General features: G+C 72.2%; 16 protein-coding genes. 4 read left to right on the forward strand and 12 right to left on the reverse strand.

What is annotated here, in order from left to right:
* Positions 1–7: 7 nt before the first annotated feature.
* Genes ABZV77_RS06185 through ABZV77_RS06200 form a run of 4 tightly spaced genes read right to left on the reverse strand, consistent with a single transcriptional unit; the run spans position 8 to position 6,626 of the window.
* Positions 8–4,219 carry a CHAT domain-containing protein gene (locus ABZV77_RS06185; protein ID WP_356250865.1) on the reverse strand — a complete coding sequence of 1,404 codons (4,212 nt, stop codon included), beginning with the start codon at positions 4,217–4,219 and terminating at the stop codon, positions 8–10.
* 18 nt (positions 4,220–4,237) lie between these two features.
* Complete coding sequence (locus ABZV77_RS06190; RefSeq protein ID WP_356250868.1) at positions 4,238–4,891, reverse strand: RES family NAD+ phosphorylase; 654 nt, start codon at positions 4,889–4,891, stop codon at positions 4,238–4,240.
* Positions 4,892–4,893: 2 nt separating this feature from the next.
* Positions 4,894–5,586: a hypothetical protein gene (locus tag ABZV77_RS06195; RefSeq protein WP_356250871.1), complete on the reverse strand. Its 693-nt coding sequence runs from the start codon at positions 5,584–5,586 to the stop codon at positions 4,894–4,896.
* Complete coding sequence (locus ABZV77_RS06200; RefSeq protein WP_356250874.1) at positions 5,583–6,626, reverse strand: hypothetical protein; 1,044 nt, start codon at positions 6,624–6,626, stop codon at positions 5,583–5,585. The genes ABZV77_RS06195 and ABZV77_RS06200 overlap by 4 nt, the downstream gene beginning before the upstream one ends.
* A gap of 319 nt (positions 6,627–6,945) precedes the next feature.
* Between ABZV77_RS06200 and ABZV77_RS06205 the strand changes: the two genes are divergently transcribed.
* Complete coding sequence (locus tag ABZV77_RS06205) at positions 6,946–8,517, forward strand: alpha/beta hydrolase (RefSeq protein WP_356250877.1); 1,572 nt, start codon at positions 6,946–6,948, stop codon at positions 8,515–8,517.
* Between the two features lie 16 nt (positions 8,518–8,533).
* Here the strand turns inward: ABZV77_RS06205 and ABZV77_RS06210 are convergent, their stop codons facing one another.
* The 4 genes from ABZV77_RS06210 to ABZV77_RS06225 form a co-directional block, all read right to left on the reverse strand.
* Complete coding sequence (locus tag ABZV77_RS06210; RefSeq protein WP_356250880.1) at positions 8,534–10,024, reverse strand: gluconate:H+ symporter; 1,491 nt, start codon at positions 10,022–10,024, stop codon at positions 8,534–8,536.
* 115 nt (positions 10,025–10,139) lie between these two features.
* On the reverse strand, positions 10,140–10,550 hold the full coding sequence (locus tag ABZV77_RS06215; protein WP_055570127.1) for a RidA family protein: 411 nt from the start codon (positions 10,548–10,550) through the stop codon (positions 10,140–10,142).
* Entirely contained in the window at positions 10,547–11,311 is a 765-nt protein-coding gene (locus ABZV77_RS06220) for an IclR family transcriptional regulator (protein WP_356250883.1), read from the reverse strand. Before ABZV77_RS06220 ends, ABZV77_RS06215 begins: the two co-directional genes overlap by 4 nt.
* Complete coding sequence (locus tag ABZV77_RS06225; protein WP_356250886.1) at positions 11,308–12,351, reverse strand: sugar kinase; 1,044 nt, start codon at positions 12,349–12,351, stop codon at positions 11,308–11,310. The genes ABZV77_RS06220 and ABZV77_RS06225 overlap by 4 nt, the downstream gene beginning before the upstream one ends.
* A 140-nt stretch (positions 12,352–12,491) precedes the next feature.
* On the opposite strand from ABZV77_RS06225, the gene ABZV77_RS06230 reads away from it, so the two are divergent.
* Together ABZV77_RS06230 and ABZV77_RS06235 are read left to right on the forward strand one after the other, a co-directional pair.
* Complete coding sequence (locus tag ABZV77_RS06230) at positions 12,492–13,799, forward strand: amino acid deaminase (protein WP_356250889.1); 1,308 nt, start codon at positions 12,492–12,494, stop codon at positions 13,797–13,799.
* A 598-nt stretch (positions 13,800–14,397) separates the two neighbouring features.
* On the forward strand, positions 14,398–16,014 hold the full coding sequence (locus ABZV77_RS06235; protein ID WP_356250891.1) for a D-aminoacylase: 1,617 nt from the start codon (positions 14,398–14,400) through the stop codon (positions 16,012–16,014).
* A gap of 24 nt (positions 16,015–16,038) precedes the next feature.
* Here the strand turns inward: ABZV77_RS06235 and ABZV77_RS06240 are convergent, their stop codons facing one another.
* Both ABZV77_RS06240 and ABZV77_RS06245 read right to left on the reverse strand, forming a co-directional pair.
* Positions 16,039–16,917 carry a serine protease gene (locus tag ABZV77_RS06240; protein WP_356250894.1) on the reverse strand — a complete coding sequence of 293 codons (879 nt, stop codon included), beginning with the start codon at positions 16,915–16,917 and terminating at the stop codon, positions 16,039–16,041.
* 102 nt (positions 16,918–17,019) lie between these two features.
* Positions 17,020–18,462: a cellulase family glycosylhydrolase gene (locus ABZV77_RS06245; protein WP_356250897.1), complete on the reverse strand. Its 1,443-nt coding sequence runs from the start codon at positions 18,460–18,462 to the stop codon at positions 17,020–17,022.
* A 110-nt stretch (positions 18,463–18,572) separates the two neighbouring features.
* Between ABZV77_RS06245 and ABZV77_RS06250 the strand changes: the two genes are divergently transcribed.
* Positions 18,573–19,127, forward strand: coding sequence for a hypothetical protein (locus ABZV77_RS06250; protein WP_356250900.1), 555 nt, complete (start codon positions 18,573–18,575; stop codon positions 19,125–19,127).
* Positions 19,128–19,149: 22 nt separating this feature from the next.
* On the opposite strand, the gene ABZV77_RS06255 is transcribed toward ABZV77_RS06250, so the two are convergent.
* Together ABZV77_RS06255 and ABZV77_RS06260 are read right to left on the reverse strand one after the other, a co-directional pair.
* A complete protein-coding gene (locus ABZV77_RS06255; protein WP_356250903.1) occupies positions 19,150–19,437 on the reverse strand; it encodes an SCO5918 family protein in 288 nt (95 codons plus the stop codon).
* Positions 19,438–19,482: 45 nt separating this feature from the next.
* Entirely contained in the window at positions 19,483–20,895 is a 1,413-nt protein-coding gene (locus ABZV77_RS06260) for a DEAD/DEAH box helicase (protein WP_356250906.1), read from the reverse strand.
* Between the last annotated feature and the right edge of the window lie 181 nt (positions 20,896–21,076).

Raw genomic sequence — 21,076 nt, forward strand, 5'->3', positions numbered from 1 at the left:
CCGACCGCTACTGGCCGAGGTGGGTGAAGCCCGCCCAGGCGACCAGGTCGTCCGGGTCGATGCGCCGGGCGCGCCCGGCCAGTGGAGCGGGCAGATCGGCGGGCAGGTCGCGCGCCGGGTCCAGCATGCACAACTGGGCGCGGCGCAGCGCCTTGGCGGGCGGCAGCCCCTCGGCGCGCAGGAAGTAGTGGGTCAGGAACATCAGTACCGAGGTCGCGTCGTCCGGCACCGGCCAGAGCGAGCCGATCACGGACCTCGCACCGGCCACCAGGAACGCGGTCGCGAGGCTGTACGCCTCGTTGTAGCCGCGCCCCGATACATGGCTGCGGCAGGCGGCCAGGAGCACGAGACCGAGCCTGCCGCCCCGCCCGCCGCCGACCGCCTCCGTGAGGTCCTCGGCGGACAGCTCGCCGCCGTGCAGCGACAGGTACGCGCTGCTGCGGCCGCCCTTCGCGACGGCGGCATGGCAGGCCAGATGCAGGACGCCACCGTCACCGCCCGCGTCCTCGCGCGCGCCCGCGGCCAGCCAGTCCACCACCTCCTGCGGCGTGCCGGGGCCGTCCGCGCCCCCGGCGCGACGCCCGAGGAACCGCCCGTGGGGGTAGAAGACGCGCTGCACGGCATCGGCCTCCTCGCCCGCGTAGTGCAGGTCGCCGGTGGGATCGCCCACGACGAGGGCCGCGCCGCCGAGGGTGACGGGCGGCCTGGCCGCCACGTCGCAGAGCAGTCGCGCGGAAGCGGCGTACGAGATCTCCGCCTCCCGCAGCGCGTACCGGCGTCGCCCGTCCGCGCCGGGGCACCAGGCCGCGTGCCAGGGAACCAGGCCGAGCGTGCCCATGGGCACCAGGACCAGGCGCGGGATCCGCCCGGGTCCCGCAGGCGCGGCGAAGGCGTCGAAGAGCGGCTTGACGCCCGCGTACCAGGCCCAGCCGCACAGCCGGTCCACCTGCTCGCGCGGGGAGCTCGTCCGGCTCCCGCCGTGCCCGTCGGCGGGCGGCACGGGGCCGAGGTCGCGGTCGTCGCCCGGCACGGGGACCCGGTCGCGCGCCGCACCCGGCTCCGACCGGTAGTCGCGCAGGGGCGCCGCGTCCTCGGTGAGCCGGGGCATCGGCACGGCGTGCACCTCACCGCCCGACGTGATGACGACGGCGGTGCCGCCCACTCCGTCGGACGCGGGCACCAGATAGACCAGTGCGTCCTTGCGCAACGTGCGCAGCGCCCCCGCGACCTCTTCGACCGTCGGCGGATCGAGCAGCCGGTCCTGTGCTTCCTCCACGCCGGCCAGGGCGGCGAGGACCCGGCGGCGCAGCGCACTGGGCACGGTCAACGGGGCCTGTGCGGCGGTGAAGGGGTCGGTGGCCGGTTCGGGTCGGGCCCCCGCCGCCCGCCACTCGTCGGCCAGGTCCCCGCGCCCTGCGGCAGCCAGCCGCTCCGGCACGGTGCGCGAGGTCGTCGCCGCGTGCAGGACGAGGCCACGGCAGGCGTCGAGGGCCCGCACGGCCTCGTCCGGCGCGTTGTCGCGCAGACACCAGGCGGCGACCTCCCGTGCGCCCGCGGTGGCCTCGATCGCGGCCTGCGCGGCCTGGTCGGTGCCGGACTGGAGCAGCGCGGCCCAGGCGTGGCCGCGCAGGGCATCGAGCCCGGTGCGCCGGGCTGCCGTACGGTCGTCGTGCCGCCGGTCGCCACGGCTGCGGTAGGCGCGTGCCAGTGCGAGTCCGGTGGACGCGTACAGCCGGTGCTCAGGGCCCGCGACGGCCCGGAAGGCCGTCTCCAGCAGGCCGACGGCCCGGTCGAGATGGCGGGCACGGGCTGCGGGGTCCCGCTGCACTTCGGCGAGCGCGGTGTGGCCCACGCCGAGACATCCGGCGTACCGCAGCCGATTCTCACTGCCCTCGTCGGCCAGGTCGTGGGCCTCTTGCACCAGCTCCATGGCCTCGGCGAGCGCGGGCATGTCCCTGGTGTGCCCGGCGCGCACGAAGCGACTGAGGCCACCGTCACCCAGGACCCAGACCCGGTGATCACGAGGCAACCTGGCTGCCGCGCTGCGCAGTTGGGACACCGAGGGCCTGCCGGTCAGCGGCGGCGCGGCCGGGGCGCCCAGGGTGCGGGCGAGCTCGTCGCGCACCATGCGGACGTTCTCCAGATGCGTCCACAGTTCAAGGCGGGAGGGATCGTCCGGGTGGAGCCCGGCGTGGGTGTCGAGGACCACGGCGATGCACCGGTCACCGGCCGCCAAGTCGCCGCGCAGCAGGGCCGCGTGGGCGTCGTGGGCCGCCTGGACGGCGTCCATGAGGCCCCGTTGGTGCGGCGTGACACGGGGATCCTCGCGCAGCTGCCGCCACGCCCCTCCGGCCGCCTCCACGTCGTCACGGGCGCCTCCGGTCTGCCCCCGCTGCCGGGTCGCCATGACGCGCGCGAGGTCGACGACGTGCCCCTGGTCCGCACCCCCGGCGAGCGCGCCGTCGGCTCCCCTCGCCGGTCCCCCTCCGGCCAGCTCGAAGTGGTCGAGCACCTCGTCGAGGCGGTTTCCGGTCCCGGCCATCGCATCCCGCAGCCGTACGTGCCCCACGACGGCGTGGGCTCGGCGCTGCCAGTCGGCGTCCTGATCACGTGCGCCCAGGACACATGCGATGAGGGCCTCCTTCTGCTCCTGGGTGACGAGGTCGCCGTGCGGGTCCATCATGACCACGCGCCCCAGCAGTTCGAGGGCCACCCCCGCACGGCCGTCGCCGTCCTCGCGCTCCTGCCAGCGCGCGTACTCCCGCTCGAAGAGCGCCGCCCGCTGTCTGGCTCCCGTGATGTCCAGACTGAGGCCCGGGAAGTCGTCGTCGACCTCGCTGAAGTCGAGGAAGGCGCGCCCCTCCTCCAGATCGTCAAGCAGAGCGTCCCGCATGGCGAGCAGCTCATCGAGCCGCGTGCCCGGCATCTCGCCGCCGGATCCCGGCTCCTGCTCCTCCTGGCCGAGCCAGGCCATCGCTGCCAGGGTGAGCCCCATTCTGCGCGTCTGGTCGTCGAGTCGGTCGTCGGCGAGGATCAGCTCCGCCGCCTCGGCCATGTCCCGGAACCGCTGCGGGTCCGGGTCGTCCAGATGACGCGCCCACTGGAAGATCGCGAGGCCGCACGCGGCCGCGGTGACCTTGCCGTCCCGCTCCGGCCGCCACTCGGTGACCGCTCGCCGCAGCAGGGCGATGCCCCGGTCGCGGCCCGCCGGATCGCCCCGGACGCTCGCCCGCTCGTACAGCAGACGACCGAAGCCGGAGAGGTGGTGCGGGGTCAGGAGCCGGACGGTCTCCGGGTCGTCAAGCAGCGCGCGCAACTCCACCTCGGCCACTGCCGCCTGCGCCTTGTCCTTCCGGTCGCCCCAGATGACGACGCGGATGAAGGTGATGGCGACTTCCGCCTCCCGCACCCAGCGCACCTTCTCACCGGTACGCTGCCGGGCCTCGCGCAGCGCGATGCCCAACTCGTCCCTGGCCTCCTCCAGTTCGGCCCAGTCCGCGGTCGCCAGGGCATGCCGCATCAGGGCGGTGGCCATGCTGTGGCGCACGAACGGCAGGTCGCTGGTGGAGAGCCCTGCGTCGAGAACCGCCCGGTAGTGGCCGACCGCGGCCTCGGAGTCCGCGGGCCCGCCGTGCAGCGCGCCCCGTTCGAGGAAGAGATACCCCTGGGCCTCGCGCAGGTCGACGGCGTCCTGCGTGCCAGGGTCCAGAAGAGCTGCGGCCTGCTCGTGGCGGAGCAGTGCTTCGTCGATCAACTCGACGCGCTCCGGGCCCTGGACGTCCTCACGAGCCTCCAGACAGCGCAGCTTGGCGCAGATCGCCAGCAGCAGCACGGCCAGCTTCCGCACTCCGTCGTACGCCTCCGCATCCGTACCGTCGACCGGCAGCGCACCCAGCCCCTCCTGCAACAACTCGCTTGTTGCTACGAGATGTTCAGGGTCCGGATCGACTTCGTACTGGAGGGACCGGACATGCCCGTACTGGATGCGCCACACCGCCCACTCGCCCGTGTCCCCGGGTGCCTCGAAGGCCAGGCCGAAGGCCTCCGCCCCACGCTCCAGGTCCTCCGGCCTCCGCTCCTCCAGATAGAGGAGGCGGCTGAGTTCACCGGCGGTGGCACACAGCGCGGGCGCCCGCGGGTCGCTCGCGGACAGGGCGGCCAGGGCGTCGAGCAGCGCCTCGCGTTCGGCGCGCAGTTCACGGAGATGTTCAGACGTCACAGTGTGGGCCTTCGCAGGTCAGGGCGCGAGCTGGGCGCGGTACGGCTGAAGCAGGGAGTTGAGCCACTCCCGGCCTTCCGCCGCGCTGAAGTCGACGACGTCGCCCTCGACGGCGCGCAGGATCCCGGCCGGGCAGCGGTCGCCGAACAGGACCACGGCACGGTCGCCGGGTTCCCGCTTGGAGGACCAGACCAGGCCCTGCGCCCAGGGGTCGGTGTGGCGGCGGATCCAGTGCGCCCAGTCTCGGGTGTACGCGTACTCGTGCGCCTCGGTGTGCACTAGCCAGCTGTCCTGGCTCACAGCCGCCAGGTCCTGCCCGGTCACCAGCGGGACGACGGCGACATCGGCGGTGAGCCGCAGCGCACTCAGCCTGAACCGCTCGACGCTCGCGCGCTGCAGGAGCCTCGGGCCACCCGACGGGTCGAAGGGCAGCGACCGCAGCAGCGTCTCGCAGACCGCGGCCGCCGCGCCGATCCCGGCGTAGAGGTAGCCGTACGGATCGCATCCGGTGCCGTCGAAGCGGCCGCCGCCGTAGAGGCAGTGCGCGGGGCGCGGGTTGAAGGCGGCGGCGTCCCGGTGACCTGCGTGCACGCGGTGCAGGACGGTGCCCTGCGACAGCGTGACCTTTCCAGGTGTTCCGCTCATGGCCTCGGGCGGCCGGTAGTTCGGCACGGCTACTCCTCTTCCATCAGGAGCCGCGCGGTGTGGCTGATCCGGTGGTCGCAGCCGGACCCGAGCAGCCGGGCGGGCGGCGAGCCGAGCCAGGCGTTGTCGGCAAGCCACCAGTCGGCGGCACCCCACGGATCCCGGTCGGCGGCCAGAAGTGCGTTGACCTCCAGGACGACCATCCAGGGCAGAGTGCCCTCGGAGAACTGGAAGCGTGGCAGCCGCGGCAGCCCGCCCGCGCCGCGCAGCCTGATCAGGTCCGGGGCGAAGGGGTTGCCGCCACCCCGCAGCACCGTTTCGGCATCCAGCGCGGGTTCGGCGAGGAGACGTTCCCGAACGGGGCCGAGCAGCGGACCGACCATGCGGTGCCCGTCGATCAGCAGCACCGCGAGGTCCTCGGCCCCGAACCCCTGCCAGGTGAAAGCCCCTTCGGCCACTGGAACCCCGCCAGGTGTGTCCGGACCGTCGAGGGTGTCCGGGGCGAGCCGCGCTCCCCCTTCGGCACCGAACTCCTGGGGCAGACGCTCCCGCAGCAGTGCGGCCGCCCGCTCGGCGGCCTCCCGTCGGTTCCGGGCGTCCGCGTTCTCGTGGCGCACGACGCTCAGCAACTCTCCGAGCCTGCGCCGCAGCGGCTCGTCGAGCTGGTCCTCGACGCGGTCCCAGCGCGCGGCCACGGCGGCGAGCACAGCGTACGGATTCACGGGTTCGTCCTTCCGTCGCGCTGGGTCAGGAGCCGTTCGATGAGGTCGGCGCGTGCGTGACGGCGCACCACGAAATGGACGTCCCAATCGGCCCCTCGGGCGAGCTCCGCCTCCACGGCCGTCCAGAGCGCGCCGAAGCTCTCCAGTGGCGGGAGTCCGCCGCGGCCCGCGCCGAGCAGCGGCAGGCAGATGGAGGTGAGGGGCCGGTCGCCCGCGCGGGACTCCTCGGCGAGGAGCGCGAAGGCACGGGCCACGCCACGGGTCACGTCGACGGGCTGCACGTCGTAGTCATTGGTCTCGGGCCGGGGCACTGCCACCGCGACGTGGTAGATCCGCCGGACCCCTTGTTCGGCGAGCGCGCCGGACGAGGTGGCGACGACCGTGCCCGGCATGGCCGCCCGGCCCGGTGCTCCGTGCCGGGCGGCCCACCCCCGTAACTCGTCGTGGACGTGGTCCTCGACGACTCCCCCCGTGGGGTCCTTGGACGCACCGGCCCGCCGCAGGGTCGCCGAGACCGAGGACTTGTAGGCGGCGGGCAGCGCGAAGTACGTGTTGGAGGGCGATACGACGACGTCGACGTCCCGCAGCAGGTCCACCGAGTGGACATGCACGGTGACGGTGACGGCACGCCCGTGCAGGTACAGCGGGATTTCACGGTGCGCGGCGGGCAACCTGGCCACGGCCGCGCCGCCGATGTCCGCGGGCACCCGGGCGGCGAGACCGACGACCTGTTCGGCGACCTGCCCGAGCACCATCACCTCATGGTGCTTGCGAAAGCGTTCGACACTGACCCCGTACACCTGGGCGGCCCGTCGGCGTCGGTCGGCGGGCGGCCAGTCGCGGGTGCCCTGGGCCAGTCCGAGGGTGTATTCGGCGGCGGTCTGGAGGCTGCCGCCACCGATCTCGACAACGGCGGCGCGCAACAGCTTCTCGACCCCGCCACCGGACAACCCACCGTTGCCACCGGGGAGCTCGCCCGCGATGCGGCTCAGCTCTGGCGTGTCGATCTCGCGCAGCCTGACGACACCGGCTCGCCGCACCTTCCTCACCTCCTCCAGTACCGATCCGTAATCAGGCGGGTGAGGAGGAGCTGACATGGCGGCAAGGATCGCACCGGGTCACACTCATCACAAGCCCGCTCGGCTCTTCCTCCACCTCTCATTGAACAAGCCCTCCCGGTCGAACTCCGGTCGCCCACAGGTCAGTTATGGGTCACGAGACTCCCTAGGGGAATGAACTCGGGCCACCACCAGGCGGGCGCCCCGCGTGCGCTCCTCCGTCGGCGGGGGTAACCCCCGCCAAAAGCAGGGGGACAGCCCCAGTGAGCGGGGGCAGTTGTTCCACTTAGCGTCTGACGGTATGAGACATATACGGAACGTCGGCCTCGTCCTTGCCGCCTGCCTCGGCGCGGCCCCCGCCGCGACCGCAGCGACCGACACGACCGGCACAGCGACCGCCACCGCGCCGAAGTCCGGCACCGGACTCGGCCGTTACTACGACCAGCGCCTGGACTGGGGCGGCTGCGCCAAGAACTCGGACGACACCGTGGGCCGCGACCTGGACACGGCCGGCGCCCAGTGCGCAGACGTCACCGTGCCGCTCGACTACTCCAGGCCCGGGGGCCGTACGATCACCGTCGCGATCTCCCGGCTCAAGGCCACCGACACCCGCCACCGCATCGGCTCGATCCTGCTGAACAACGGCGGCCCCGGCAACGGCGCCGTCCAGTCCCCGCCGGAATTCCACGCGTGGATGAAGAAGACGGGCCCGCGGTACGACATCGTCGGCTTCGACCCGCGCTTCGTCGGCCGCAGCACCCCGCTGGACTGCGGCTGGAACGTCGGCACCAATCTCTTCTCGGCCGGTCTGAGCCGGGCGAGCTTCGAGCGCCAGGTCGACCTCCACAAGGACCTGGCCGCCAAGTGCCGTGCCACCAGCGCGGACGTGCTGCCGCATGTGAGCACCCGCAACACGGCCCGCGACATGGACGTCATCCGCGGCGCGCTCGGCGAGAAGAAGATCTCCTACTTCGGCTATTCGTACGGCACTTACCTCGGCACCGTATACACCCAGATGTTCCCAGGACGCACCGACCGCATGGTCCTTGACGGCGCCATCGACCCGCGCAAGTTCGGCCCCCGGCTGCTGAAGGAAGCCGTCGGCGAGAACGAGCGGGCGCTCGCCGACTGGGCCGCCTGGGCCGCCGCCCGGAACGACACCTACGGCCTCGGCCGCACCCGCGCCCAGGTCCTCGCCGCCATCGACCGGGTCATCAAGAAGTCCGCGCGCGGCCCGCTGACCGTCGGCACCGCCCCGGACACCTTCCGGCTCGACGACACCCAGATCCCGTTCGTCCTCCTCGCCGGGCTCGACAGCGACACCGACGCCTCCCGGGCGTCCCTCGGCGAGCAGGTGTCCGTACTGGCGAAGGCCGCGGCCGGAGAGTCGCCGACCAAGCTCTCGCCGCAGTTCACCGGGCTCCTGCGGCTCGCGACGACCGGCGACCAGTCGACCATGGGCAGCTCGCAGACCGCGGTCATCTGCGGAGACGTGGCCGCACCGCGCAACCCGGAGGTCTACTGGCGCGACATCCGGCGCAGCCGCGCCGCGTACCCGCGCTTCGGCGCGATGAACAACAACATCGGCCCGTGCGCGTTCTGGGACCGGCCCCGCGAGAAGCCCACCAAGGTGAAGCACGACGCCAAGGCGCTGATCGTGTCCGCCACCGGCGACCCGCGCACCCCGCACAAGGGCGCCGTCGCCCTGCACGGCCTGCTGCCGAGCTCCAAGCTGATCACCGTCGAGGGCGCCAACCGGCACGCGGTCTACGGCCTCTACGAGAACGCCTGCGTCGATGACCAGGTCAACCGCTACCTGGCCACCGACAAGCTGCCCGCAGGCGACCTGACCTGCTCCAAGCGGACCGGCTAGGGCCCGGGGCGGACTGCTAGACGAACAGGCTCACCACAGCGGCGACCGCGAACCCCGCCACCGACAGCACCGACTCCAGAACCGTCCACGTCTTCAACGTGTCCCGCTCGCTGATGCCGAAGTACTTCGCCACCATCCAGAACCCGCCGTCGTTGACGTGCGAGGCGAAGATGGAGCCCGCCGAGATCGCCATGATGACCAGGGCCACGAAGGCCTGGGAGTAGTCGCCCTCGGAGAGGAGGGGGGCGACGATGCCTGCCGTCGTGACGATCGCGACCGTCGCCGAGCCCTGGGCGACGCGCAGGATCAGGGAGAGCAGGTAGGCCAGGACGATGATCGGCAGGCCCACGTCCTGGAAGGTGTCCGAGATGGCGGCGGCCACGCCGCTCGCCTTCAGGACCGCGCCGAAGATCCCGCCCGCGCCGACCACCAGGAGGATGTTGCCGACCGGCTTGAGGGACGAGGTCGACACGGTCTCAAGGGACTTGCGGGACCAGCCGCGCCGGATGCCCAGCAGGTAGTACGCCATGAGCAGGGCGATCGTCAGGGCGACGAAGGGGCTGCCGAAGAACTCGATGACCGAGCGGAACGTCGAGGGGTCGAAGGCGATCGAGGAGAAGGTGGCGAGGAGGATCAGGACCAGCGGCGTGCCGATGATCGTGAAGACGATGCCCAGCGGCACCGGCTTCTCCTGCGGCGCCACACCCGCCGCGCTCTGCTCGGCGACGACCGCCGCCTTCGCCTCGTCGGCGGCCTCGACCATGTCCTGCGGCACGGGCACGAAGATGCGCTTGCCGATCCACGCGGAGTACACCCAGGCGGCAAGCACCGCGGGGATGCCGCAGACGATGCCCATCAGGATGACCCAGCCGAGGTCCACCTTCAGGAGTCCCGCGGCGGCCACCGGGCCGGGGTGCGGGGGCAGGAACGCGTGGGTCATGGAGAGACCCGCGAGCAGGGGGAGGCAGTAGAGGAGGATCGACTTGCCGGAGCGCTTGGCGGCGGCGTACACGATCGGCGCGAGGACGAAGATGCCGACGTCGAAGAAGACGGGGACACCGAAGATCAGACCCGTCAGGCCCATCGCGAGCGGCGCGCGCTTCTCGCCGAAGAGGCCGAGCAGGCGGGAGGCGAGGACCTCGGCGCCGCCGGACACCTCCAGGATCGCGCCGAGCATCGTGCCGAGGCCGATGATGATCGCCACATGGCCGAGGATCCCGCCCATGCCCGATTCGATGACCGAGACGGCGTCGGACTTCTGGACGGTGCCGAAGAGTTCGGTGACGGAGAGCCCGGCCGAGAGGCCGACGACTATGGAGACCGCCAGGAGCGCCACGAAGGGCTGCAGCCTGATCTTGATGATCAGGAAGAGGAGAAGGACGATGCCGAGCGCGGCGACGGTCAGGAGACCTGCCGTGCCGTCGATCAGGGCGAGGAAGCCGCCGGTGTGCGGTGGCGTCTCGGCGGCGGGGGCGGCCGCGAGCACGGCGTTGTGGGACGGGGACATCGTTGACCTCGTAAGTGCATGGGGCTTTCGGGGCAGGGGGGATCGCGGCACGGCGCCCCGGGGGTGGGCGCCGCGCCGTGACGACGAACGGCTTGCTGGTGGAGAGGGATGTGCGTCAGCCGAGGACGGCCAGCGCGTCGATCTCGATGAGGAGGCCCGCCGGGAGACCGACGTAGACCGTGGTGCGGGCGGAGGCGGGGGCCTTCAGGCCCTGCTCCTCGAAGTAGGCGTTGTAGATCTCGTTCATCTCCGCGAAGTGGTCCACGTCCGTGAGGTAGACGCGCATCATCATCACGTCGTCCCAGGTCGCGCCGCCCTCTTCGAGGATCGCCTTGACGTTGGCGAAGGTCTGGAGGGTCTGCTCGCGCAGGGTCGGGCCCGCGGGGGTGGGGGCCTTGCCCTCCTCGGCGGGGAGGAAGCCGACCTGTCCTGCGACCTGAAGGATGTTGCCCTTCTTCACGCCGTGGGAGAACTTCGCGGGCGGGGTGGTGTGGGTGGCCGGGGTGAGGGCGGTCTTCTCGGTCATGAACTTGCTTCCTTCAGAGGGGCGTTGCCGGAGTACTCGCGGCTGATGGCGTCCGCCGTGCGGCGGACCAGCGGGAGCAGGGTGAGGAGTTCCTCGGCGGTGACGACGACATTCGGTGCGGAGACCGACATGGCGGCGACGACGCGCCCGTCCGCACCGCGGATGGGGGCCCCGATGCAGTTGATGGACTCCTCGTGGCCACCGAGGTCGGTGGCCCAGCCCTGTTCGCGCACCGCCGCCAGCTCCTTCAGGAACGCGGCGGCGTTGGGCGTCGAACGGGACGTGTAGGTGGGGTAGTCGAGCTTCTCCGCGAAGGCGCGGCGCTCGGCCTCGGGGAAGTCGGAGAGCAGCAGCTTCGCGACGGCGGCCACGGTGATGGCCACCGGCTTGCCGATGCGGGAGTACATCCGCACCGGATAGCGGCTCTCGACCTTGTCGATGTAGAGCACCTCCTGCTCCTCGTACACGGCGAGGTGGACCGTGTGGCCGCACTTCTCGTTGAGGGCGAGGAGATGGGGGTGGGCGATCTCGCGCACGTCGAGGTTCTCGACGGCTTCCTGGGCGAGCGCGAAGAGGCGCGCGCCGAGGCGGTAGCGCTGGTCGGACTGGCGGAAGACCAGGCCGTGCTCGTGGAGGGTGCGCAGCAGCCTGAGCGCGGTGGACTTGTGGACGCCGAGCCGGTCGGCGACCTGCCCCAGGTCGGCTGGGCCCTCGGCGAGCAGCGGCAGGATCGAGAGCGCGCGGTCGACGGTCTGGCTCATGGGGTACGTACCTCCTCCTCGGCCTCGGTTTCCTCCGGGACGCGTTCCGTCCAGCCGGGGCCGAGACGAAGTGTCTCCCAGGCTGCGTCGTCCAGGGCGGCGAGGCGGTCGGCGTGTGCGCGGGCAGGTGGCGGTGCGAGGTCACCGGGAACGGTGAGTGCGGCGGCGGCCATCAGATGGCCGTGGCGCAGCCGGTGCGCGGCGGGCAGGCCGCGCAGGGTGGCGGAGAGGAAACCGGCGGCGAAGGCGTCACCGGCGCCGACGGGCGCGACGACGTCGACGCGCAGGGCGGCCTGGAAGACGGGGTCCTCGCCGTGGGCGTGGACGGTGGCGCCGCGGCTGCCCTGTTTGACGACGAGGGTGGCCGGCTCGGGCAGGGCGGCGCGGATGGCGTCGGGGCCGCCGGTGAGGCCCCAGGCCGCGGCGGCCTCGTCCTCGCCGACGAAGACGAGGTCGGCGCCGCGCGCGAGGTCGAGCAGGACGTCGGGGCCCGCCGCCGCGCCCTTCCACAGGCCGGGGCGGTGGTTGACGTCGAAGGAGACGAGCGGGCGGTCGTCGCGCCGGGCGCAGAGGTGGCGTACGAGGGCGAGGCAGTCGGCGGAGAGCGCGGGCGTGATGCCCGACAGGTGCAGGATGCGTCCCGCGGCGAGGGCGTCCTCGTCCACGGAGCCCGGCGACATGGCGGAGGCGGCGGAGCCCGCGCGGTAGTAGACGACCTCGTGGGCGTCGGTGTCGCGGTCGTCGGCGGTGCGGAAGTAGATGCCGGTGGGGCGGTGCGGGTCGCGGCCGACGGCGGAGGTGTCGACTCCGTAGCTGCCGATCGTCTCGACGAGGTGGTCGCCGAAGCCGTCGGCGCCGACGCGGCTGACCCAGCGGACGGTGTGTCCCGCGGCGGCGAGCGCGCAGGCGACGTTCGACTCGGCGCCGCCGATCCCGCGGTCGAAGGAGGGCACGTCGGCGAGGCGGCCGGGCCGGGCGGGCAGGAAGGTGACCATGGACTCGCCGAGCGCCACGACGTCCACTGCTGCCTGTGCGGTCACGATCTGCCAACCCCTCAACCGACTGTCCGGATCCGTTGACCCGGCGTTGGCTCGGATGTTAGACAGCAGTAAGCGACATACGCAATGACCGTTGCATATCGTGCAACGCACTCTTGAATGTACTCCTGGAGGAGGCGCCCATGGCCGCCGACAACGACGTCGTCACCGCCCTCGACCGGTCCGCAGAGCCGCTGGCCGCGCTCGCGGACGAGCGGGTCGATCACCGCTTCAAGGGACTGCCCCCGGACGCGGAAGGTCTCACGGTCGGCGAGCTCGCGGCCCAGCGCAGGAACCTCTTCACGGACGGCTTCACCACCCCGGTCCTCGCCCTCTCCGCCGAGCGCCTGGAACACAACCTCGCACTCATGGAGACGTACGCACAACGCCACGGCCTCGCCTTCGCGCCGCACGGCAAGACGTCGATGGCCCCCCAGCTCTTCGCCCGCCAGCTGGCGCGGGGCGCGTGGGGCATCACGCTCGCCGTCCCCCACCAGGTGCGCGTGGCACGGCAGTTCGGGGTGGAGCGCATCTTCCTCGCCAACGAACTCGTCGACGCGGCGGCGCTGCGCTGGCTCGCGGGCGAGCTCGACTCGGACCCGTCCTTCCGCTTCATCTGTTACGTCGATTCCGTACGCGGCGTCGAGCTCATGCACGCCGCCCTCGGCGAGGCGGGCGCGAGCCGTCCCGTGGACGTGGTGGTGGAGCTGGCCGCGGGCGACGGCGCGCGGACCGGCGCGCGGACCGAGGCGGAGTGCTTCGACATCGCCAACGCCGTCGCGGCCGCGGACACGCTGCGGCTCGTGGGCGTCGCCGGGTACGAGGGTGAGGTGCCGGAGGCGTCGAGCGAGACGGTGACGGCGTGGCTGCGCCGCCTCGTTGCGCTGCTCTCCGAGTTCGACGGGTCCGGGCGGTTCGCCGACCTCCCCGAGATCGTGGTCAGCGCGGGCGGCAGCGCGTGGTTCGACGCGGTCGCGTCGGTCTTCGCGGAGATCCCCGAGCTGTCGCGGCCCGTACTGAAGCTGCTGCGCTCCGGCGCGTACGTCTCGCACGACGACGGCCACTACAAGCATCTGACCCCGTTCAACCGGGTCCCCGAGGAGGGCGCCCTCGAACCCGCCTTCCGCCTCTGGGCGCAGGTCGTGTCGCGGCCCTGCGCCGAGCAGGCGTTCACCAATGCGGGGAAGCGGGATGCGGCGTACGACCTCGACCTGCCCGAGGCGCAGGTCGTCCGCCGGGACGGCGTGTCGCGGCCCGCGACGGGGGTCACCGTCACCGGTCTCTCCGACCAGCACGGGTGGCTCCGGACCTCTCCGGAGGCGGACCTGGCGGTCGGCGACTGGCTCGGCATGGGGCTCTCGCACCCGTGCACGTCGTTCGACAAGTGGCAGCTGATTCCGGTGGTGGAGGCGGACGGAACGGTAACGGACTACATCCGAACGTATTTCTGACCTGGGGGTCTTGGGCGGTCCCCTGCCCCGCCGCTGCGCGGCGGACTCCGCGCTGGGCGCGCCGGGTTCCCCGTCCGCGGGACCGGGCAGCCCTGTCCCGCCGCTCCGCGGCGGATCACTCCCACCCACCCACCCGTTTACCCCGCGACGCAGGGTGGGCGTAGGGGCCCGGGAGTCGGGCGGCTCCCGGACGCCTGGTGTCCGTGGGGGCAGCCCTGGCCCGCCGCTTCGCGGCGGATCATCCCCACCCACCCACCCGTTCACCCCGCACCGCAGGGTGGACGTAGGTTCCGGGGGCCCGGGCGGCTCCTGGACACCTGGCGTGAGTGGGTGGCCCTGGCCCGCCGCTTCGCGGCGGATCGCACCCACCCACCCGCCCGTTTGCCCCGCACCGCACGGTGGGCGTGGGAGCCCCCCCCCGCCCCCCACCCCACCGCTCGCCGCCGACGGCGGGTGCGCCCCACCAGGGCCACCCGCACCCGGCGACGAAAGCCGCACGGGTGGTGCGGGTGGGAACGAAAGACCCGGCCGGAGGCCGGGTGCAGCACAACCAGCACGCAGCCAAGCGACAACGAAACGAACAAGAGAGGCACCCCCCATGGACCTGGTGATCCGGGACGCACGCGTCATAGACGGCACCGGAGGTGCCTCCTACCGCGCCGACGTCGGCGTACACGAGGGCAGGATCACCACGATCCACCGGGAGGGGGAAACGACAGGCCCCCGCCCCACGGGGCAGACCAACCTCGACGCCCAAGGCCTAGCGCTAGCGCCCGGCTTCATCGACATGCACGCCCACAGCGACCTCGCCCTCCTCAGAGACCCCGACCACTCCGCGAAGGCCGCCCAGGGCGTCACCCTGGAGGTCATCGGGCAGGACGGCCTCTCCTACGCCCCCGTGGACGACCGCACCCTCGCCCAGGTCCGCCAGGCCATCACCGGCTGGAACGGCGACGGCGGCGACATCGACTTCACGTGGCGCACCGTCGGCGGCTATCTGGACGCCCTCGACACCGCCCACGGCGGCCGCGGCATCGCGGTGAACGCCGCGTACCTGATCCCGCAGGGCACCGTCCGCATGTACGCGCTGGGCTGGGACGACCGCCCCGCGACCCCCGCCGAGCTGGACCGCATGAAGGAGCTCGTGGCGGAAGGGATGCGGGAGGGCGCCGTCGGCATGTCGTCGGGGCTCACCTACACGCCGGGCATGTACGCCGACGACTCCGAGCTCACCGAGCTGTGCAAGGTCGTCGCCGCCCACCAGGGGTACTACTGCCCGCATCACCGCAGCTACGGGGCCGGGGCCCTCCAGGCGTACGAGGAGATGGTGAACCTCACCCGGACCGCGCACTGCCCCCTCCACCTGGCCCACGCCACCATGAACTTCGGTGTGAATGAGGGGAAGGCGCCGGATCTGCTCAGCCTCCTCGACGACGCCCTCGCGGGCGGCGCGGACATCACCCTCGACACGTACCCCTACACACCGGGCTGTACGACGCTCGTGGCGATGCTGCCCAGCTGGGCGAGCGAGGGCGGGCCCGACGCGATCCTCGCCCGGCTGCAGGACGACGGGATCGCCGAGAAGATCCGCCACCACATGGAGGTCGTCGGCGCGGACGGCTGCCACGGCGTGCCCATCGAGTGGGACACCATCGAGGTCTCCGGCGTGAGCGACCCCGGGCTCGCCTCCTGCGTCGGCAAGACCATCGCCCAGTCCGCGGCCCAGCGCGGCGAGGAGCCGTGGGTCACCGCCCGCAGGCTCCTGATCAACGACAACCTCGGCTCGACGATCCTCCAGCACGTCGGCCACGAGGACAACGTCCGGGCGATCATGCAGCACCGGGTGCACACGGGCGGCAGCGACGGCATCCTGCAGGGCTTCAAGCCGCACCCGCGCGCGTACGGCACGTTCCCGCAGTACCTCGGGCGGTACGCGCGGGAGCTGGGCGTCATGTCGCTGGAGGAGACCGTCGCGCACCTCACCTCGCGCCCGGCCGCCCGGCTCCGCCTGCCCGACCGGGGCGTCGTCCGCGAGGGCTACCGCGCCGACCTGGTCCTCTTCGACCCGGACACGGTCGCCGCGGGCTCCACCTTCGAGGCTCCCCGCACGCTGCCGGTCGGCATCCCGCACGTCCTGATCGACGGGCGGTTCGTGATGCGGGACGGCCGGCGCACGGACGTCCTTGCGGGACGCTCCGTACGCCGGACCCCCTGACGCACCGGCGCGTGCTACCGCGTACTACCGCGTGGACGCCGTCGTCGGCCGGGGCAGCTTGCACCCCTTCCGGGTCAGGTCGATCTTGCTGCCCTTGCCGACGCACGGCACGATTCCGTACGTCTCCTGGGCGTAGTTGATGCCCTTGCGGACGGTCACCTTGCCCTTGCGGTCGATCTCACAGGGGTTGTTGAGGGTGCAGCGCTCGCCGTCCTCGTTGCCCGTGTTGTTGATCGCGGCGACCTTGCCGGTCGTGTGGTCGATGACGGGCGACCCGGACGTGCCGCCGATGGTCTGGCAGGCGGAGGTGTAGCGGACGGAGTCCTTCCAGGTCCACTCGCCCTCCTTCATCCGGTAGACGAAGCCGTCGATGTTGCAGCTGTAGGTCTTCTTCCAGTAGCCGGAGACGACCGTGATGGCGCGCCCCTTCACCGGGTGGCCGTCCGCCAGCTCCAACGGCTTGATGCCGTACTTCTTCGTGATGTCGCCGTAGCTCTCGGTCAGTTGGTAGATCGTGATGTCGGTGTCCGTCATGGTCGCGTAGGACACCTTGGACGCCTTGAGCGTGGCGACGTCGTTGGCCTTCGCGTCGAGCAGCTTGAAGGTGCGGGTGGACGGCTGGTCGACGATGACCTCACCGGCGGCGGGGAAGCCGCTCTCTATGCAGTGGCCGTTGGTGAGGACGAGCGCCGGGTCGCCCGGCTTGGACCCCGGCATGCGGACGACCGAGCCGGAACAGTTGCTGAGCGCCACCGTCCCCGCGAAGTCGACCGCTTTGGTCTTCGCCGCGGGCCCTCTCTGTTCCGCCTGCTGGGTGTTGCCCGCGAAGGCCGGCGCCGCCCCGCCGCCGGCCAGTGCCAGGGCGAGCAGTCCGCCCGCGACCGCGTAGCTCTTCTTGCTCATCTGTGGAGCCCCCCTCATGACGACGTACACGTGTCGTGCGTTTGTCAGAGGGCATTCTTGGGGTGCCTGTGCAGCCGGACAAGGGGTGAGCACTCTTCCGGTTCACCGACGCGGCGTGATGCGGACAGAGTGCGTGCCGGGTCCCGAACCGAGTGTGAGGATGCGGGACTTGGGGTCCCAGGCGCGCTCGGATCCCCCCGCCACCCGGCCGCCGTCCGGGAAGTGCCGGGCGGGCAGCCGGACCTCCGTGCCGCCGCGCACCCCCGCCTGCCCCCGCCAGCTCACCGTCAGGGCCTTCTTCGTGCCGTCCCAGCGGTACGCGATCGGGTCCCCCGCCACAGCGAGGGGAGAGGGCCGGTCGAGCACCGGGAGCAGCCTCGTCGGCCGCAGCTTCGCGTCCCAGGGCGCCCAGGGTCCCGGGTCGTTGGACCAGTAGGCGAAGCCCGCCCCCATGTCGTCGGCCATGCGCTGCACCTTCTCGACGTACTCCATGGCGCCGGGCAGCCCCGTGTCGAGCCCGAACTCCCCGATGACGACGGGCGCCCCGAGCCGCCTCGCCGTCTTCTCGGTCTGTGCGCGCCAGGCCTTCAGCGACCGGTCGACCTGCCCCTTGGTGCCGCCGGTGTAGCCGCCGCCGAGGTCCATGGGGAGGGGGTAGAGATGTGGCGCATATGCGATGCGTGCCGCGTCGCCGTCGCCGCGCGGATCGGCCAGGCGCGGAAGCCCGGTGGCGAAGCCCCAGTTGGAGCCGATCGCGGACGGTTCGACGAAGAGCCAGTGGTCGCGGTCGACGGTGCGGATGGCGTCGATGCCGTCCTGGTAGAGCCGGGCGAGCGGTCCTGACTCGAAGGCGGGGCCCTGCACGCTGCCGCCCCAGGGCTCGTTCATCAGGTCGTACCCGATGACGGTGTCGTCGTCGGCGAAGTGCCTGGCCACCTCGCGCAGGGCACCGACGTAGTGCTCGCGCAGATCACGCCCGTCGCCTTCGACCGTCCCCCAGAAACGGTCGAAGGCGCGGACGGTCCCGGGCTCGACGTAGCCGAGTTCCCAGGGGTCGGTGGGGGCCGAGGTCAGCCCGTCGGTCTCGGTGGCCCACGCCGGGGCGCCGTTGCCGCCGACGCGCGGCCCGTACAGGTCCTGATGCATGTCGAGCAGGACGTGGTAACCCCGCTCGCCGTACCAGCGCACCCGCTCGGCGACCTGCCGCAGATACGTCCTGTCGTACGTCCCCGGCGACGGCTCGACCTTGCGCCACTGGAGCAGGAAGCGGACGAAGTTGGTGCCGAGGTCACGTCGTTCGCGTGCGACGTCCTTCTCCCGGATCCACGGCATGCCGTCGGGCGCCGCCTTGGCGCTGCTCGCCGTGGAAAGACCGCGCAGGACCAGTGCGCGCCCCTGCCGGTCGGTGATCCACCGGTGGCCGCTCGCGGTGTCGGCGCGCGCGGCGCCCGCGCCCTGCGGCCCCACGGCGACCAGCAGCGCGGCCGCGACGGCGAGCACCACCGCGCCCACCACCCAAGTACGCCATGCCGCAACGGACTTCATGGCCGGGATGGTAGATCGCGGAACCCGTGCCGCAACAGACCTGAGCATTGTTCACTTTCTTCGGCCCGGCCCCTGTCCCCCGCGGCCGGTGCCGCCTACAGTGGCGCGCCATGCGGACGACGATGGACGCGCTGCGGGCGCGGACGGATGCCACGGCCGTGGTGGCGTGCGTCTGTCTCGTGCTCGTCCTGGCGCACGGCAGCGCGACCCTGCTGACCGCGTTCACGGCGCGGGCGGGCCTTTCGGTCGTACCGAGCGCGCTCGGCGTGCCCTTCGCGCTGCCGGGTCTGCGGGCGACACCGCTGGGCGCGACGGACTGGCCCTGGCAGCTGTGCGAGAACTTCGCGGCGCTGCTCCTGATCGCCGCGGCCGCCGCCCGGATCCGCCGACATCTGCGCGTACGCCCTGCCGCGGGCAGGGTCCGGCGCCTGCTCGCGGGCTGGACCGCGCTGATCGCGGGTGCGGCGGTGGCGGGCGTCTGGCGGGGCATGGTCGCGGCCCGCATGGTCGAGGCGGGCCTGTGGGGGTGGCTGCTGCTCCCCCTGACCGGCGCGCTGTTCGGCGCGCTGTGGGGTGTGCTGCTCGGCTGGCTGCCCGGGGCGGCGGCGCTGACGACGGCGCGCCCGCCCCGGGTCTTGCCGCAGGGTTCTGCTGACGGACCCTAGGGTCCTGCTGGTCCTGCTGGCCCTAGACGAGCGAGGTGGGCCAATCCGCCTGGACGGGCTCCGGGGCCGCGGGGGCGGGAGCCGCCTTGCAGGTGAAGCCGAGGCCGGTCAGCGCCCTGGTCACCTCGCGCGCCGAGAAGTCACGCCGGTCCTGCCGCGTGATCACTTCCCCGACCTGCTTGACGGGGTAGTGGCGGCGGCCGATGAGCACGGACTCACCCGTGACGGTCTCGGGCTTGATGCCCTTCATGACCTCCTCGACCTCGTCCTTGAACAGGTCGAAGGGGAAGCGGGCGATCACACAGCGCATGGTGCCTCACAGAGGGGAAGGGAGCGGGGGACTTGGAACCCTGGTTCAGGCGGCCGCGTCGGTTCGGGTGCGGACGGCGTAGGCGCAGCGCGCACGGCCGTCACGGGGGCGTCGGCCGCGGGCACCGCCCCGTTCGCCCCGCGGGGAGGCCGACTTCGGCGGTGCCGGGATGGTCACCGGGACGCCCGAGGGGGCCTGCGCGCCGGTGATGCGCGCCAACTCGGCCTCGCCGGAGCGTACTTGCGCGGTGTTCGGGCTGATGCCCGCCGCCATCATCAGCCGCGACATGGAGCGCCGCTGCGCCGAGGTGACCAGGGTGACGACGCTGCCGGAGCCGCCCGCGCGTGCGGTACGGCCGCCCCGGTGCAGGTAGTCCTTGTGGTCGGCGGGCGGATCCACGTTGACCACGAGGTCGAGGTCGTCCACGTGGATGCCGCGGGCCGCGACGTTCGTGGCGACGAGCGCGGTGACCTGGCCGGACTTGAACTGGGCGAGGGTGCGGGTGCGCTGCGGCTGGGACTTGCCGCCGTGCAGCGCGGCCGCGCGCACCCCGCTGTTCAGCAGGTGCGTGGTGAGGCGGTCGACCGCGTGCTTGGTGTCGAGGAAGAGGATCACCCGGCCGTCGCGGGCGGCGATCTCCGTCGTGGTGGCGTACTTGTCGGCGCCGTGCACCTGCAGCACGTGGTGTTCCATCGTGGTGACCGCGCCCGCGGACGGGTCGACCGAGTGGACGACGGGGTCGTTGAGGTAGCGGCGGACCAAGAGGTCGACGTTGCGGTCCAGGGTGGCCGAGAACAGCATCCGCTGGCCGTCGGGCCGCACCTGGTCGAGGAGCTCGGTGACCTGGGGCAGGAAGCCCATGTCGGTCATCTGGTCGGCCTCGTCGAGCACGGTGACGGCGACCTGGTCGAGACGGCAGTCGCGCCGCTCGATGAGGTCCTTGAGCCGACCCGGCGTCGCGACGACGACCTCGGCACCGGCGCGCAGGGCCCCGGCCTGCCGCCCGATGGACATGCCGCCGACCACGGTGGCCATGCGCAGCCGCACCGACCTGGCGTACGGGGTGAGGGCGTCCGTCACCTGCTGGGCGAGCTCGCGGGTGGGGACGAGGATCAGGGCGAGCGGGCGGCGCGGCTCGGCCCGCTGCCCGGCGGTGCGGGTGAGCGCCGCGAGCCCGAAGGCGAGGGTCTTGCCGGATCCGGTGCGCCCGCGTCCCAGGACGTCCCGGCCCGCGAGGGTGTTGGGCAGCGTGGCCGCCTGGATCGGGAAGGGCGTGGTGACGCCGAGTCCGGTGAGGGTCTTGAGCATGCCGTCCGGCAGGCCGAGCGCGGCGAAGTCCTCGACGGGGGGCAGGGCCGGGGTGACCGTCACCGGCAGCGTGAACTCCCCCTGGGGCGCGGCGGGGCGGCGGCTCTGGCTCTTGCTGTATCGGCCGTTTGTGCGAGTTGAGCGGTTCATGTAAACCTCGAACCTTCCTCGATGCGGCGCGTATCGAGGAATTCTCGCCGAGCACCGTCCGGTGCCGAGAACCGCAGGAACGGCCGGGGAAAAATGAAAAACAATTCCGGCCGCCGGGAAAGAATTCCGATTCCGGCCGGTAATACAAAAGGGGATTTCCTCCCCGGAAAACACAACGAGC

The sequence above is a fragment of the Streptomyces sp. NPDC004732 genome, from assembly GCF_040609235.1.
Lineage (GTDB): Bacteria > Actinomycetota > Actinomycetes > Streptomycetales > Streptomycetaceae > Streptomyces.